The organism is Streptomyces poonensis, assembly GCF_014650915.1.
Classification (GTDB): domain Bacteria; phylum Actinomycetota; class Actinomycetes; order Streptomycetales; family Streptomycetaceae; genus Streptomyces; species Streptomyces poonensis.
The window spans coordinates 42916-59349 of sequence record NZ_BMVW01000004.1; the positions used below are offsets into that span (position 1 = coordinate 42916).

At 72.2% G+C, this 16434-nt stretch carries 11 protein-coding genes and 1 pseudogene; 8 read left to right on the forward strand and 4 right to left on the reverse strand.

Annotated features, from left to right (window positions below):
- Positions 1-61: 61 nt before the first annotated feature.
- On the reverse strand, positions 62-1792 hold the full coding sequence (ctaD, locus tag IE242_RS13020) for an aa3-type cytochrome oxidase subunit I (RefSeq protein WP_189858600.1): 1731 nt from the start codon (positions 1790-1792) through the stop codon (positions 62-64).
- Positions 1793-2193: 401 nt separating this feature from the next.
- Between ctaD and IE242_RS13025 the strand changes: the two genes are divergently transcribed.
- Positions 2194-2409 carry an I78 family peptidase inhibitor gene (locus tag IE242_RS13025; RefSeq protein ID WP_189858602.1) on the forward strand — a complete coding sequence of 72 codons (216 nt, stop codon included), beginning with the start codon at positions 2194-2196 and terminating at the stop codon, positions 2407-2409.
- A gap of 109 nt (positions 2410-2518) precedes the next feature.
- Here the strand turns inward: IE242_RS13025 and IE242_RS13030 are convergent, their stop codons facing one another.
- Both IE242_RS13030 and IE242_RS13035 read right to left on the reverse strand, forming a co-directional pair.
- Positions 2519-3559, reverse strand: coding sequence for a phosphatase PAP2 family protein (locus tag IE242_RS13030; protein ID WP_189858604.1), 1041 nt, complete (start codon positions 3557-3559; stop codon positions 2519-2521).
- Positions 3560-3817: 258 nt separating this feature from the next.
- Entirely contained in the window at positions 3818-5026 is a 1209-nt protein-coding gene (locus tag IE242_RS13035; protein ID WP_189858606.1) for a glycosyltransferase family 39 protein, read from the reverse strand.
- 275 nt (positions 5027-5301) lie between these two features.
- Here IE242_RS13035 and IE242_RS13040 point away from each other — a divergent pair, with 275 nt between their 5' ends.
- Entirely contained in the window at positions 5302-7017 is a 1716-nt protein-coding gene (locus tag IE242_RS13040) for an MFS transporter (protein WP_189858608.1), read from the forward strand.
- Positions 7018-7152: 135 nt separating this feature from the next.
- Positions 7153-8343, forward strand: a complete 1191-nt coding sequence (locus tag IE242_RS13045; protein ID WP_189858610.1) for an acyl-CoA dehydrogenase family protein — start codon at positions 7153-7155, stop codon at positions 8341-8343.
- A 59-nt stretch (positions 8344-8402) separates the two neighbouring features.
- Here IE242_RS13045 and IE242_RS13050 read toward each other — a convergent pair whose 3' ends face one another.
- Positions 8403-8843 (reverse strand): cell division protein SepF, encoded by a 441-nt coding sequence (locus IE242_RS13050; RefSeq protein WP_189858612.1) that lies wholly within the window; start codon positions 8841-8843, stop codon positions 8403-8405.
- A 310-nt stretch (positions 8844-9153) separates the two neighbouring features.
- Between IE242_RS13050 and IE242_RS13055 the strand changes: the two are divergent.
- The 5 genes and pseudogenes from IE242_RS13055 to IE242_RS13075 all read left to right on the forward strand — a co-directional run bounded on the left by IE242_RS13055 (position 9154) and on the right by IE242_RS13075 (position 16349).
- Positions 9154-10394, forward strand: a pseudogene (locus IE242_RS13055) (hypothetical protein).
- A gap of 413 nt (positions 10395-10807) precedes the next feature.
- Positions 10808-12598: an FAD/NAD(P)-binding protein gene (locus tag IE242_RS13060; protein WP_189858614.1), complete on the forward strand. Its 1791-nt coding sequence runs from the start codon at positions 10808-10810 to the stop codon at positions 12596-12598.
- 383 nt (positions 12599-12981) lie between these two features.
- Complete coding sequence (locus IE242_RS13065) at positions 12982-13887, forward strand: S1 family peptidase (RefSeq protein ID WP_189858616.1); 906 nt, start codon at positions 12982-12984, stop codon at positions 13885-13887.
- A 234-nt stretch (positions 13888-14121) separates the two neighbouring features.
- Positions 14122-14979 (forward strand): slipin family protein, encoded by an 858-nt coding sequence (locus IE242_RS13070; RefSeq protein WP_229858901.1) that lies wholly within the window; start codon positions 14122-14124, stop codon positions 14977-14979.
- A 287-nt stretch (positions 14980-15266) separates the two neighbouring features.
- Positions 15267-16349 carry a S1 family peptidase gene (locus IE242_RS13075; RefSeq protein ID WP_189858618.1) on the forward strand — a complete coding sequence of 361 codons (1083 nt, stop codon included), beginning with the start codon at positions 15267-15269 and terminating at the stop codon, positions 16347-16349.
- Positions 16350-16434 lie beyond the last annotated feature (85 nt).

Here is a 16434-nt window from a genome sequence, read left to right on the forward strand (position 1 = left end):
AGGGCGGCGCCCCCGGACGGCGCCCCGGACGGCCGCCGTCCCGGGGCGCCGGACAGACTTCTCAGAACGGCTCGCGACCGTCCGTCGGCCGTTCCTGGCCGATGTGGATCTGCGGGCTCCCCTCCTGGCCGGAGCGGGTCTGCGGCGGTGTGATCGCGGCGAACGCGGGATGGTGCAGGTCGAACGCCGGGGACTCGGAGCGGACCCGGGGCAGCGTGACGAAGTTGTGCCGCGGCGGCGGGCACGAGGTCGCCCACTCCAGCGACCGCCCGAAGCCCCAGGGGTCGTCCACGCCGACCTTCTTCCCGTACTTGGCGGTCCTCCAGACGTTGTGGAGGAACGGCAGGGTCGACAGGCCCAGCAGGAACGCGCCGATCGTCGAGAGCATGTTGAGCGCCGTGAAACCGTCGGCGGCCAGGTAGTCCGCGTACCGCCGGGGCATGCCCTCCGCGCCCAGCCAGTGCTGCACCAGGAACGTGGTGTGGAAGCCGACGAAGAGCGTCCAGAAGTGCATCTTGCCGAGCCGCTCGTCGAGCATCTTGCCGGTGAACTTCGGCCACCAGAAGTAGAACCCGGCGAAGGTCGCGAAGACGACCGTGCCGAAGACGACGTAGTGGAAGTGCGCCACGACGAAGTAGGTGTCCGTGACGTGGAAGTCCAGCGGCGGCGAGGCCAGGATCACCCCGGTCAGCCCGCCGAACAGGAACGTCACCAGGAATCCGGTCGCCCACAGCATCGGCGTCTCGAAGGACAGCGACCCCCTGAGCATGGTGCCGGTCCAGTTGAAGAACTTCACGCCCGTCGGGATGGCGATCAGGAACGTCATGAAGGAGAAGAACGGCAGCAGTACCGCGCCCGTGGCGAACATGTGGTGGGCCCACACCACCATCGAGAGCCCGGTGATCGCCATGGTCGCGCCGACCAGCGTCAGATAACCGAAGATCGGTTTCCGGCTGAACACCGGGATGATCTCCGTGACGATCCCGAAGAACGGCAGCGCGATGATGTACACCTCGGGATGGCCGAAGAACCAGAACAGGTGCTGCCACAGCAGCGCCCCGCCGTTCTCCGGCGCGAACACCACCGCGCCGAACCGCCGGTCCGCCTCCAGCACCAGCAGCGCGGCCGCCAGCACCGGGAACGCCATCAGGATCAGGATCGACGTGAACAGCGTGTTCCAGACGAAGATCGGCATCCGGAACATCGTCATGCCCGGGGCGCGCATGCCGATGATGGTGGTGATGAAGTTGACCGCGCCGAGGATCGTGCCGAACCCGGAGAGCGCGAGCCCCATGATCCACAGATCGGGTCCGATGCCCGGTGACCGCTCGGGACCACTGAGCGGGGTGTAGGCGGTCCAGCCGAAGTCGGCGGCCCCCGACGGGGTCAGCAGCGAGCCGAGCACGATCAGGCCGCCGAAGAGGAAGAACCAGTACGACAGCATGTTCAGCCGGGGGAAGGCGACATCGGGCGCGCCTATCTGCAGCGGCATGATCTCGTTGGCGAACCCGGCGAACGTGGGCGTCGCGAAGAGCAGCAGCATCACCGTGCCGTGCACGGTGAACAGCTGGTTGTACTGCTCGCTGCTCATCAGCTGCAGGCCGGGACGGCCGAGCTCCGCCCGCATCAGCAGCGCCATCACACCGGCGACCAGGAAGAAGGCGAACGAGGTGATGAGGTAGAGATGCCCGATCTTCTTGTGGTCCGTCGTCGTCAGCCAGTCGACCACCACTCGCCCCGGCCGCCTCGCCGCCACGGGTGGCGCCGTCGCCTGCGCGGTGTCCGTGCCCATCGCTCGCCCCTTCGCTGTCGCGTCCCGGGCCTGCTGGAAGCTCCCGCCATGATGCGCGCACCGTCCGGCGCTCCGACAGGGGGCGTACGAAGGCAGTGTGCGGGAGCCGTGTCTTTGCTGTGCGGTTCCGCTTCCGCGACGGCCGGCAATCGACAGGGGAAAACAGCGGTCCGTTCGACGGTTCCGCCTTTTTCACGCGGTTATTCGGGAACGGCCGTGGACCGGTCGCCAATTACGGACGGCGAGACAGGGGACTTGTACCCGACCGCCCGTACGTGTGAACCGGTTGGGTCGAAACGGGTGTCGCGATTCTGTGACACAAGTGTGATCGCCGGACGACAGTGACCCTTCGTGGCGGTACCGGGCTTCCCCGCTCGCGGGCCGCGGCCTACCGTGGCGTCATGGCACCCATTCCCACCCCGCCCCCAGAGCCCCAGGACAGCCCGGACGCCTATGTGGGCCTCGACGAGCGGAGCGCCGAGCGCCGTGCCCGCGAGCGCGGCTGGTCCACCGTCAGGTCGCTGCCGCCGGGCGCGATCATCACCATGGAGTACCGCGTGGGCCGGCTCAACTTCGAGGTGCGGGACGGCCGGGTGACGCGCTGCTGGAAGGGCTGAGCGACCGTCACGACGGCGACGGCGAAGGCCCGGCTCCTCGGGGGAGCCGGGCCTTCGCCGTCGTGCGCGGGGGGCGGGGTGGTGCGTACCGGACCCCCGTTGTCTCGTGTCAGGCCAGCGGGCGGGCCGAAGTCGTCGTGCTGCGCGGCACTCTGTCCGAGTGCGGCGGACGGCGGCTGCCGCCCGGAGTGACCGGCGACCGCTCCGAACGCGGTGTGTGCGGTCCCGGCGCGAGATGCGGCGGCCGGGTGGACCGTGCCGCGACGGACGGGTCGCGGGCCGTGGCCGGCTCCTGTGCGGGACCCCGCCGTGTGGCCGCGGGCCCGGGTACGGGTGCGGGCGCGGCCACGGGCGGGGCGGCCGGGGCGGCCGGAGCGGCCGCCGTACGGCGGGACCGGACGCGCAGACGGTCGCGCAGCGAGAAGATCCAGGCCTCGGCGCGGGCGATCAGCGGCTCGAACCAGGGCAGCGCGAGCAGGATCAGCAGACCGGCGACCCAGCCCAGCATGACGTCGCTCAGCCAGTGCGTGCCGAGGTAGACCGTGGTGAGGCCCACGCCGAGCGAGATCACGGCGGAGAGGGTGGACAGCCAGCGCCGTGCCCTCGGCGTGGACGCCAGATAGGCGAGGATGCCCCAGGTCACCACGGCGTTCGCGGTGTGGCCCGAAGGAAATATGTCGCCGCCCAGCCACATCTCGTTGGAGCCGATCTCGGTCGCGTAGTGCGGTCCGAGGCGGCCCATGCCGAGCTTGGCGGCGCCGACCGTGAGGTTCAGCAGCAGCAGGGACACACCGAGCGCGAGCATCGGGCGCAGGGTGTGCTGCCGCCACGAGCGCCAGCCCAGCCAGGCCGCCACCATCACGGCGGTGGGCCCGCGCTGGCCCAGGACCACGTAGTAGTCGAGGAACGCGTGCACCTCCGGCCACTGCTGGTACGGCCGGAAGAACATCAGCTGCCAGTCGAGCCGGACCAGCCACGAGGTGATGAGCACGGCCCACACGATGGCCGCGTAGAAGGCCAGGGTGGCGGAGAAGAGCACGACCCGGTGCCGGCTCATCACCGGCACGTCGATGTGGGCCGGCCGTTCCGGCTCGCGGTCCAACCGGGAGAAGACCCGCTCCAGACGAGTCAGCGATCGTTCGGTACGCACGTCAATCGACGTTACAGGGAGTGAGCTCCGATCCGGTCCGATTCACTCGGTTTGTGATGACGATGTGATGTGGGAAACCTCTCAGGTCGTGGTTTATTTTCATGGAATCCCTAATCAACCAGGGGTTGCGCCTGCAATTCCACTGTGTATTCGGCACTCTGGTTTCGGTGTGCTTTTCAATTCGTTCACCGAATGCTGGCGTTGATTTACCCGGGCGCTCACGGAGCGCGCACGGCCCGGCCGGGCACGACCGGGGCGTCACGGCGGGCCGGAGCCGTTCAGCCAGAACGCTCCGTAGAGCGCCGACCCCGCCGCGACCGCCGCGACGAGCGCCGCCGACCGGCCGGTCCGCAGCCGGGCCAGGGCCACGGCGAGGGGCAGGAGGAGGGGGAAGGCGGGCATCAGCAGGCGCGGCTTCGAGCCGAAGTAGCCCGAGGCGCACAGGGCGAGCACCACGACCACTCCCGTATAGACGAGCAGCGGCAGCGGCTGCCCCTGCCGGACGCCCGCGACGTACAGACAGACGACCAGTACGACGCCGGCGACGAGACCCACGCCGGCGAGCGCCGACGGGAACGACGTGAACTGCCCGGCGACGAACCGCGCGAAGGCGCGCCCGCCGTCGAAGCCGTTGCCCCAGCCCGCCTGGACGTCGAGATAGCCCAGCGGACCTCCGCCGCTGCGGTGCCCGACCCACAGCGCGTATCCGGCGGCCCCCAGAGGCGCGAGGAGCATGCCGAGGGCGCGCCGTACGACGGAAGTGCCGTGCGGCGCTCCCGTGCTTCCGTCCCACACGAACGGAGGAGGCCGGTTCCCGTCCCCCGCGAGCGCGCGGCGCTCCCGTACGTACGAGGCGATGGCCGCCGCCCACACCGCCGCGGCCACCGCGGCGCCCACCGGACGGGTCAGCCCGGCGAGCGCGGACAGCGCGCCCGCGGTGATCCAGCGGCCGGTCAGCACCGCGTACAGCGCCCACGCCGCCAGCGCTGTGAACAGCGACTCGGTGTACGCCATCGACTGCACGATCCCGACCGGCAGGACGGCCCACAGCAGCACCGCGCAGATCCCGGCCCGGCGCCCGTACAGGTGGTCGGCGACGGCGAAGATCCCCCAGGCGGCGGCGAGGGAGGCGAGCGAGGAGACGAGCAGGCCCGCGTCCGCGTACGACAGCGGGGTCACCGCCGACACGGCCCGCTCCAGCCAGGGCAGCAGCGGGAAGAAGGCCAGATTCGAGTGCACGTCCCCGTTGGGGAGGCGGACCTCGTAGCCGTAGCCGAGATCGGCGACGCGCACGTACCAGAGTGAGTCCCAGCGGGCCGTCAGCAGTGTGTGCGCGCTCTTGTCACGCGCCGCGCTCCACACGGCGAGGACCACCAGGCCCAGGGCGCGCACCGCGGCGTACCCGAGGAGCGCGGGAACGGCCCCGCGCAACGGGGGCGGAGCCGGGCGCGTGTCGAAAACGGTCATGCGCTCGATTATCCGGGCGGTCCGGAACCGGGCGGCCGGGCGAGGGCGTCGACGGCCGTGACCGGCGGGCGGGCGGAAGTGGCGCACCCCACACGTCGTAGGAATGTCCCATGAGAGGCCCGCCACGCGACCCTGGCGGGAACTCGCGTACGCTGACGGACCACTCGCCTTCGTGGCGCGGGTCCGGAAACCGCCGCCGACCGGGCCGTGGCCGCCGGGGAGTCCCCACCCCGCGCATCCCGCCGAGCGCGAGGGAACATCTGGGAGGTACGTACATGTCCGGGACGAGCACGGCCGCCGCGCGGTGCCGTCGGGAGGCCGGGCCCGGTGCCGACCGCTGGGTCGTGCTCGTCGTCCTCTGCGCCAGTCTGCTGCTCGTCGCCCTCGACGCGACCGTCCTGCACGTGGCGGTGCCCGCCGTCACCGAGGACCTCGGGCCCAGCGCCATCGAGCTGCTCTGGATCGTCGACGCCTATCCGCTGGTCTGTGCCGCGCTGCTGATCCTCTTCGGCACGCTGGGCGACCGGGTCGGCCGCAGACGGGTCCTCCTGCTCGGTTACGGCCTGTTCGGCGTCGCCTCCGCGCTCGCGGCCCTGGCGAGCGAGCCGCAGGTGCTGATCGCGGCCCGCGCGCTGCTCGGCGTGGGCGGCGCCATGATCATGCCCGCGACGCTGTCGATCCTGCGGCAGGTGTTCCCCGACCGGCGGGAGCGCGCGCTCGCGATCGGCGTCTGGAGCGCGGTGGCCGCGGTCGGCGCGGCCGTCGGGCCGCTGCTCGGCGGCTTCCTGCTGGAGCACTTCTGGTGGGGCTCGGTCTTCCTGGTCAACATCCCGCTGATGCTGGTGAGTCTGCCGGTCGGGCGGTGGCTGCTGCCCGAGTCGACCGGCGACCGCGACGGGCCGTGGGACGTGGTCGGCGCGCTGCTGGCCGCCGCCGGTCTGTTCGGCATGGTGCTGGGCGTGAAGCGGCTCGGGGGCGGCGCGTCGCTCCTCGACCCCTGGTCGTCGGCGCCGCTGCTCGCGGGCGGCGCGCTGCTGGCCGCCTTCGTCCGGCGGCAGCGGCGGCGTACGCATCCGCTGGTGGACCTGGGGATGTTCGCCCGCCCCGCGTTCGGCACGTCCGTCGGGTGCATCGTGCTGGCGATGCTGGCGCTGGTGGGCCTGGAGCTGATCGCCGCGCAGTACCTCCAGCTCGTCCTCGACCTGTCCCCGCTGCAGACGGGCCTGAGGCTGCTGCCGCTGACGATCGCGGCGATGGCGGCGGGGCTGGTGGGCTCCGGGCTGCTGCAGCGCTTCGGGCCGCGCCGCATGGTGTCGCTGGGCTTCTGCCTGACCGCGGCCGCGGTCGTCCTGCTGACGGCGATGGGCCACCAGGACCGGCCGGTACTGCTGCTCGCCGGTTTCGTGTTCCTCGGGTTCGGCCTGGAGACGACGCTCTTCGGGGCGTACGAGTCGATGCTGAGCGAGGCGCCCCCGGCGCAGGCGGGCGGGGCCGCCGCGATCGGCGAGACCTCCTACCAGCTCGGCGCCGGCATCGGCATCGCGCTGCTGGGCAGCGTGATGAACGCGGCGTACGCGCCGGGGCTGGCGTCGGTGCCGGGTGTGCCCGAGGCGGCCTCGGCGGCGGCCGGGCACTCGCTGGGCGAGGCGTACGAGGTGGCCGGGCGGCTCGGCGGCGCGTCCGGCGACTCGCTGCGGCAGGCCGCCCGCGACTCCTTCGTGCACGGTCTGCACCTCACGCTGCTGGTCAGCGCGGGTCTGCTGCTGCTCGGCGCGGTGATGGCGCTGCGGCTGCCGCGAGGCGTCGAGGGCGCGGTGGCGGAGGGTGCGACGGCGGAGGGCACGGCGGAGGGCGTGGCACCCCGGGCGAGCGCGGCCGGCCCGGCCGCCGCGCCGCCCGTGTCCGGTCCGCCGGCCGAGGTGCCCGCGCCCCGTGAGGCGGCCATGCCCCGTGAGGCGGCGGCCAAGCCGCGTGCCGAGTCCGTCCGCTGAGCCGTGGCGCGGTGGACCCCGGGTGGGTGCCTGCCTGGACGTGCGGGAAACTGCGTCGTAACGTCGGCGTCGACCCGTGACTAGCGCTGCTAGTTTTCAGTGTTCCAGTGTGCCCGGAGTACCGGAGGCTGCCCCATGACCGCGTCCCCGAAGCTGCCGCCCTTCGACCCCGCCGACCCCCTCGGCCTCGACGACCTGCTGGACGCGGAGGACCTCGCGATCCGGGACACCGTCCGCAGCTGGGCGGCGCGCCGGGTGCTGCCCCACGTCGCCGAGTGGTACGAGCGGGGCGAGCTCCCCGAGATCCGTGAACTGGCCCGGGAGCTCGGCGGGATCGGCGTCCTCGGGATGAGCCTGGACGGCTACGGCTGCGCGGGGGCCACCGCCGTGCAGTACGGGCTGGCCTGCCTGGAGCTGGAGGCCGCCGACTCGGGGATCCGCTCGCTGGTCTCCGTGCAGGGCTCCCTCGCCATGTACGCGATCCACCGCTTCGGCAGCGAGGAGCAGAAGCGGGAGTGGCTGCCGCGGATGGCCGCAGGCGAGGTCATCGGCTGCTTCGGGCTGACCGAACCGGACCACGGCTCCGACCCCGCGTCGATGCGCACGTACGCCAAGCGCGACGGCTCGGACTGGGTGCTCACCGGGCGGAAGATGTGGATCACCAACGGGTCCGTCGCCGGAGTGGCCGTGGTGTGGGCGCGCACCGACGAGGGGATCCGCGGCTTCGTCGTGCCGACGGACAGCCCCGGCTTCTCCGCGCCCGAGATCAGGCACAAGTGGTCCCTGCGGGCCTCCGTCACGAGTGAGCTGGTCATGGACGACGTACGGCTGCCCGCCGACGCCGTACTGCCGGCGGTCACCGGGCTGAAGGGCCCGCTCAGCTGTCTGTCCCACGCGCGCTACGGCATCGTGTGGGGAGCGATGGGGGCGGCGCGGGCCTGCTTCGAGGCCGCGGTCGACTACGCGAAGACGCGGGAGCAGTTCGGCAGGCCGATCGGCGGCTTCCAGCTCACCCAGGCCAAGCTCGCCGACATGGCGGTGGAGCTGCACAAGGGGATCCTGCTCGCCCACCATCTGGGGCGCCGGATGGACGCGGGACGGCTCCGTGCCGAACAGGTCAGCTTCGGGAAGCTGAACAACGTGCGCGAGGCGATCGAGATCTGCCGCACGGCCCGTACGGTCCTGGGGGCCAACGGGATCTCCCTCGAATATCCCGTCATGCGGCACGCCACGAACCTGGAGTCCGTGCTCACCTACGAGGGCACCGTCGAGATGCACCAGCTGGTGCTGGGCAAGGCGTTCACCGGGCTCGATGCCTTCCGGTGACACCGGGAGGGGGAGGGAACGGGGGTGAGGAGCGGGCGGGGCGCGGATACCGCCCCGCCTCAGCTCTGGTTGAAGAAACCGTCCGTCCCGCGGCTCGCCGCCTGACCGCTCACGATCTCCGTGTCGGCGGGGGTCAGCAGGAACACGCGGCTGGAGACCCGCTCGATGGAACCGCGCAGACCGAAGATCAGGCCGGCCGCGAAGTCGACGACGCGCTTGGCGTCGCCCGCCTCCATGTTCGTGAGGTTCATGATGACCGGGACCCCGCCGCGGAAGAGCTCGCCGATGTGCCGGGCGTCCCGGAAGCTGTCCGGGGCGACCGTGCCGATCCGGCGGCCCCTCTCCTGGGCCGAATCGGACGCGACCTTCACGCGCGGGTCGGTGACCCAGGCATCGCCGGACTCCTGCTGGCCCTCGGCGTAGTCGTCGTCGTAGTAACGCTCGTCATCGTTGTCGTCGACGAGGCCAAGCCAGGCACTCGCCTTGCGCACCGATCCCATGGACGCCTCCTCTCACAGCGGTCTTTCTTGCTTTCCGCATCCCTATGGTCGTCCATGATGCGGATGGCGCGCCAAGTGGATAGACGCCGCGCGGGGGTTTCGTGACGGTACTGGTGCAGAGCCCATCCGTACAGAGCCCGTGTGCCCCAAGGCCTCTGACGTACACGGCTGCTGACTGTGAGTGAAATAATATTTCTCGCGGCGGACGGGTGACGGGCGGTGCGTCCGGGTGAGGAGCGGGCCCCCATTACGATGCGGCGAACCGATGATCACATCGGAGCGGGGCCGCTGTCGGACACGGGGGAGTGTCATGTTCGGAATCGTCAGGCCGTGTGCCCATCGTCTCGGTGACGGGCTGCGCGCCGACTGGATGGCCCATCTCTGCGGCCTCTGCCTCGCCCTGCGCGGGGACCACGGGCAGCTCGCCCGGATCGTCACCAATTACGATGGGCTGCTGGTCTCGGTATTGACGGAGGCTCAGGCGCCGCGCGAGCGGTCCGCCGGATGGCGGCGCACCGCCGGCCCCTGCCCTTCCCCAAGTTCTCGGCTGCGCTCGAACAGGGGAGACCCCAACCGGGGCACGCGCACCGCCTCGGTCGCCCGCGGCGAGGGCGCCCGGCTCGCCGCCGCCGTCTCCCTGGTGCTCGCCTCGGCCAAGGTCCGGGACCACGTGGCCGACGATGGGGGTCCCCCCTGCTCGAGCGAAGCCGAGAGCTTGGGGGAGGGGTCATGGCCCGCGGGCCGGTACGGCTCGCCGCGCGCCGCGTCGCCGAGAGCTGGGACCGAGCCGGCGCCCGTACCGGTTCGGACCTCGGCTTCGACACGGCCCTGCTGGTCGACGCCGTGGACCGCCAGGTCGGCGTCGAGGCGCTCGCCGGGCCCGGGACCCCGCTCCTGACGGTCACCGAGCCGACCGAGACGGCGACCGCCGCCGCCTTCGCCCACACCGCGCTGCTGGCCGGACGGCCGGAGAACGCCGGGCCGCTCGCCGAGGCGGGCCGCCTCTTCGGACGGCTCGCCCATCTGCTGGACGCGGTGGAGGACCGCGAGGCCGATGCCGCGTCAGGTGCCTGGAATCCCCTGAGCGCGACCGGCACGTCCCTCGCCGAGGCCCGGCGGCTCGCCGAGGACGCGCTGCACGGGATACGGCTCGCCCTGCGCGACGCCGAGTTCACGGACGGCAGACTCGCGCATGTGCTGCTCGCGCACGAACTGCGCAGGTCGGTGGACCGGGCGTTCGGGACGGTCCCGGTGTGCGCGGCGCACCAGCCCGCCGGGCCGTACGGGCAGCCGCGGCAGCCCGCCGGACCCCACGGGCCGTACGGAGCGCCACAGCAGGGAGGCGGCGGGGCGAACCCGCTTACGGGTGGCGGAGGTTCGGGCCGGCGTGGCTTCTGGGCCGGCTGCGGGATGTTCTGGCTGCTGTGCTGCACCTGCAAGCTGTGCTGTGCGAAGGAGTACGAGGGGCCCTGGTCCCGGAAGAAGCGCGAGGGCTGCTGCCGGGACTGTTGTGACAACTGTGATTGCTGCTGCCCCTGCGACGGGTGCTGAGGGGAGGGGTACGCGTGTGAAGGCGTGGAAGTGAGCCGGTTCCCGTGCTCAGGGCAGGCAGCAGGCAGGGGGGCGGCTCAACAGGACGAGGACCACACTCGACCGAAGTCGATGTGGGAGCGCGTGACCAGCCACTGCTGCGGATGCATGGGCCAAGTTGAACAGGCATCCGGTTCGGCGTCAACTCACGTGAGACGTACGGCTCACAGTCCGGACAGCCTTGACAGCGCGGGGAAACGCCCCCGTACTCTCGACGGACGGCCCTGCTGAGGGGCTCGGCCGTACGGCGCCCGCTGGGTGCGCCTGTCGTGTGAAGGCGACGACCGTGTTCGAACCGTCGCGCCACGGAGCCTTCACATGTCCTTCTCCTCCCTCCTTGTCGCCCGCAGCGCGCCCGCCGCGGAGCGCACCCGATGAGCGTCTCCGCCACCGGGCGGCCGTCCCTGGTCATCGTGGGGGCCGGTCCGCGCGGCACCGGAGTGCTGGAGCGGATCGCCGCCAACGCGCCCGAACTGTACGGGGACACGGAACTCGACGTGCACCTCGTGGACCCGTACCCGCCGGGCGGCGGACGCATCTGGCGGCAGACGCAGTCGCCGCTGCTGTGGATGAACTCAGAGGCGCAGGACGTCACCATGTTCACCGACGAGACGGTGGACATGGCCGGCCCCGTGCGCCCGGGGCCCACCCTGCACGAGTGGGCCGCCGTCGACGGACGCTCCTTCAACGACCGGCGGCTGCTCGGCTCCTATCTGACCTGGGTGTACGAGCGGACGGTCGCCGCTCTGCCGCCCGGCGTCCGGGTCCACCGCCACGCCCGGCGCGCCCTGCGCGTCGACGGGCCGCGGCAGGGACGGCAGCGGGTGTGGCTGGAGGGCCGGCCCCGGCCCCTGCTCGCCGACCTCGTGGTGCTCACGCTCGGGCACCTCGACGCCGAACCGGACGACGAGCAGCGGCAGCTGGCCGCGTACGCCCGCGAGCACGGCCTCGTCCACCTGCCGCCGGACTTCACCGCCGACAGCGACCTCACCGCACTGGCGCCGGGCGAGCCCGTCCTCGTGCGCGGCTTCGGGCTCGCCTTCGTGGATCTGATGGTGCTGCTGACGGAGGGCCGGGGCGGGCGCTACGCGGACGACGGGCGCGGGGAACCGGCGTACGTGCCGTCCGGGCGGGAGCCCGTCCTGTACGTCGGGTCCCGGCGCGGCGTGCCCTACCACTCCAAGATCGGTTACGACTGGGAGGGCGAACGGCCGCCGCTGCCGCGCTTCCTCGGGCCGCAGGAGGTCGACGCCCTGCTCGCCCGCCCGGACGGCGTCGACTTCCGGCGGGACGTGTGGCCGCTGGTCGAGAAGGAGCTCGGGTTCGCGCACTACCACCGGCTCTTCACGGCCCACCCCGAGCGCACGGGCATGGCGTGGGCGGACTTCGAGGCGCGGTACGCGGCCGCCGGGGGCGCCGCCGAGGTGGCCGCACTCGTCGCGGCCGCCGTGCCCGACCCCGCCGACCGCCTCGATACGGCGGCGCTCGACCGCCCGCTGGACGGGGTCGCGTACAGGTCGTACGCCGAGCTCCAGGAGGAGCTGCGGGCGTACATCCGCGACGACCTGACGCGGCGGCACAACCCGCTGCGCAGCCAGGACCAGGCCGTCTTCCTCGCGCTGCTGTCCGTCTACGGGCAGCTGGTGCGGCTCGGGGACATCGGGCCCTGGTGGCACGGGTTCTTCAGCCACCTGGCGTCGGGGCCGCCCGGACCCCGGCTGCGGCAGATGCTCGCGCTGTCGCGGGCGGGGGTGCTGCGCTTCCTCGGCGCCGGGATGACGGTCGAGGCGGCCGGCGGGGTGTTCCGGGCCCGCAGCGCCAGTGTGCCCCGGTCGTCCGTGGCGGCCCGCGCGCTGGTCGAGGCGCGGCTGCCGCACCCCACGGCCGAGCGCACCCGGGACGCGCTGCTGCGCGGCCTGTACGCCGACGGGGCCGCCGTCACCGCCGAAGGGCTGCTCGCCGTGGACCCCGCCGACGGCCGGGTGCTCGACCGTTCGGGCCTCCCGCATCCGCGGCGCTTCGCGCTCGGCCCGCACACCGACGCCCGGGGCTCGGGCGCGTTCACCCGGCCGCGTACCGGCGGCCCGGCGTTCCGGCAGAACGACGCGACGGCGCGGGCGGCGCTCGCCTTCCTCGGGGCGCTCTCCTGCCGTAAGGCCGCCTGACCGGATCCCGGCGGGTTCTCCCGGGGTGTCCTCGCCCGGACCGGCCGGAGCGCATCCCACTCCCCGGCCAGGACGGCGCCGACCACCGTGTTCCGGGGCAATCCGCGCCGACCGCCGCAAAGGAAACACTCCGGCCGCGGACAGGGCACGCACAGAATCCTCACATTCCGTTTGACGGGATCAACCTCCGCTGGTGGCAGGCACATCGGCCACCGTGCGGCCGAAAGACCCTCTTGCGTCACTCGGTCGTACGGCCGAATACTCACCCCAGCGCCTTGTCAGGGGCACGGCGTGTTCGCAATCCGGACACGTTCCTTGACTTGCGCCTCACGGGCCCCACCCCACCCAGCGGGCCCCCGACTTCCCTCAGGAGGGAACGAACAGTGAGGACTCAGCGCACCACCCCCCGTAGCGGCATAGCGAGACGGACCCGGCTGATCGCCGTGGCCGCCGGACTCGTGGCCGCGGCTGCCGTCGCAGTCCCCAACGCCAGCGCGAGCGACGCGCAGACCTTCAGCACGACCGAGCTCAAGCAGGCCAGTTCCGCCGTCCTCGAGGCCGATGTGCCGGGCACCGCCTGGGCGGTCGACCAGAAGACCGGCAAGGTCCTCGTCACCGTCGACAGCACCGTCTCGGAGGCGGAGCTCGCCAAGATCCAGAAGGCGGCCGGTGACAACGCGGGCGCCCTCACGATCAAGCACACGCCGGGCAAGTTCAGCAAGCTGATCCAGGGCGGCGACGCCATCTACTCCGGCAGCGGACGCTGCTCCCTCGGCTTCAACGTCCGCAGCAGCAGCGGGGTCGACTACTTCATCACCGCCGGGCACTGCACCTCCGGCTCGGGCACCTGGTACGGCAACTCCAGCCGCACCACGGTCCTCGGCTCGGCGGCCGGCACCAGCTTCCCGGGCAACGACTACGGGATCGTCCGGTACAGCAACACGTCCATCGCCAAGCCGGGCACCGCCAACGGCGTCGACATCACGCGCGCGGCGACCCCGGCGGTGGGCACCACCGTCATCCGCGACGGTTCCACCACGGGCACCCACAGCGGCCGGGTCACCGCCCTCAACGCCACGGTCAACTACGGCAGCGGCCAGACCGTCTCCGGCCTGATCCAGACCACGGTCTGCGCCGAGCCGGGTGACTCCGGCGGCCCGCTCTACGGCAGCAACGGCACCGCCTACGGCCTGACCTCCGGCGGCAGCGGCAACTGCTCCTCCGGCGGCACGACGTTCTTCCAGCCGGTCACCGAGGCCCTGAGCGCCTACGGGGTCAGCCTCACCTGACCGGATGACGGTGCCCGGATCTCCCCGACGCATCCGGCACCACCGCACCACCGCACCACCGCCACTGGACTGCAGCCAGCAGCAGGCGAGCCCCCGCACGGCACATGCCGCGCGGGGGCTCGCCCCGTCCGTGCGCCGGAGTTACCGTCGTAGGGCACGAGCGGCTCGTACGCGTGGCTGCGAGCGCCTGCAAGTACCTCCCTCATACGCCCACTTCGGACCCCGGGGGCCGACATGGTCGAGGAGCTGGTGACGGCGGGGGTGGCCCTCGCGTCCGTCGGTACGGTGTACGTGATGTCGGCGGCGCGCGTGGTGAAGCAGTACGAGCGGGGGGTGGTGTTCCGGCTGGGGCGGCTGCTGCCGAAGGTGCGCGGTCCGGGGTTCACCATGGTCGTCCCCTTCGTCGACCACCTGCACAAGGTCAACATGCAGATCGTGACGCTGCCGATCCCCGCGCAGGAGGGCATCACGCGGGACAACGTCACGGTGCGGGTGGACGCCGTCGTCTACTTCCGGGTGACCGCGCCGGCCGACGCGATCGTCCGGGTCGAGGACTACCGGTTCGCCGTCTCGCAGATGGCGCAGACCTCACTGCGGTCCATCATCGGCAAGAGCGAGCTCGACGACCTGCTCTCCAACCGGGAGAAGCTCAACCAGGGGCTGGAGCTGATGATCGACAGCCCGGCCGTGGAATGGGGCGTGACCATCGACCGCGTGGAGATCAAGGACGTGTCGCTGCCCGAGACCATGAAGCGGTCCATGGCCCGGCAGGCCGAGGCCGACCGCGAGCGGCGCGCCCGGGTCATCAACGCCGACGCCGAGCTGCAGGCGTCGAGGAAACTCGCCGAGGCGGCCCAGCAGATGGCGGAGACCCCCGCAGCGCTCCAGCTGAGGCTGCTGCAGACGGTGGTGGCGGTCGCCGCCGAGAAGAACTCCACGCTCGTCCTGCCGTTCCCGGTGGAGCTGCTGCGGTTTCTGGAACGGGCCCAGCAGCAGCCAGGAGACGTGACACCGTCCGGGCCGCCGGCGCCCTCCGTGACACCGCCGCTCCCGGGCTCCGCCGCCGAAGAGGTCACTTCCAGACAGGACTAGATCTCATGCGCTGCGCAGGAGATCGTCGCGGCGTGTGTTTGCAGTGGGAACGCGGACGGTGCGGCACCGGTCCGTGGCGCCCGGTGGGGCGCACGCCCCTGGGGCGTCGGCGACCTGGTGCGCGGCCTGAAGTCGACCTTGTGTGCTCCCTGTGCCCCTGGGAATAGTGGGCGCCGCATGGTTGGCATGGACGCGGCTTTTTCCGGTCCGTCACCTCCATGCCCGTACGCCTTCCGGCCGAAGGCGGCCCCACACCCCCTTCGGCCGCCCCCACAGGAGGACATGAGTTGAAGCACCGACGCATATCCGGGCGGCGCGCCGCCGTGGCGGGTGCGGGTGTCGCCGCACTGATCGCCACCGGAGTCACCTTCCAGACTGCGAACGCCGGCGAGCCCGCGCGAGTCCCCCAGCTGAGGACCCTGTCGGCCGGCGCGGCCGGAAAGCTCGCCTCGGTCCTCGACCGGGACCTGGGCGCCGGCGCCGCGGGCACGTACTACGACGCGAAGAGCGGGCACCTGGTGGTGAACGTGCTCGACGAGACGGCCGCCGGAACCGTCCGGGAGGCCGGTGCCAGGGCGAGAATCGTGGAGCACTCCCTCGCCGAACTGACCAGCGCCCGTACGACGCTCCGGCGGGACGCCGCCGTCCCCGGTACCTCCTGGGCGACCGACCCGCGGACCAACACGGTCGTCGTCACCGCGGACCGCACCGTCTCCGGGGAGGAGTGGGCCGAACTGGCCGACGTGGTCGAGGGGCTGGGCGCCAGGGCCGAACTGAAGAGGACGGAGGGGGAGTTCAAGCCCTTCGTCGCGGGTGGCGACGCCATCGCCGGCGGGGGCGGCCGCTGCTCCGTCGGCTTCAACGTGGTCAAGGACGGCGAGCCGTACTTCCTGACCGCCGGCCACTGCACCGAGGCCGCCACCACCTGGTCCGACACGGGCGGCCGGCGGATCGGCACCGGTGCGGGGTCCAGCTTCCCCGGGAACGACTACGGCCTGGTGAAGTACGCCGCCGGCGTCGACCATCCGAGCGAGGTCAACCTCTACGACGGCTCCGCGCAGGCCATCACCGGGGCGGGCGAGGCGACCGCCGGCATGCGGGTGACCCGCAGCGGTTCGACGACCCAGGTCCACAGCGGCACGGTCACCGGCCTGGACGCCACCGTGAACTACGGCAACGGCGACGTCGTCAGCGGTCTGATCCAGACGGACGTCTGCGCCGAGCCAGGGGACAGCGGCGGCGCGCTCTTCTCGGGCGCCACCGCCATCGGTCTCACGTCCGGCGGCAGCGGCGACTGCGCCTCGGGCGGCACGACCTTCTTCCAGCCGGTCACCGAGGCGCTCTCGGCCTTCGGCGCCCGGATCGGCTGAGGGGAGGACGGCCCCGGCGCCGGTCCCGCCCGGTACGGGCGGTGACCGGCGCCGGTGGCCGGTACGTCGCGGGTCCCGCCCGGTA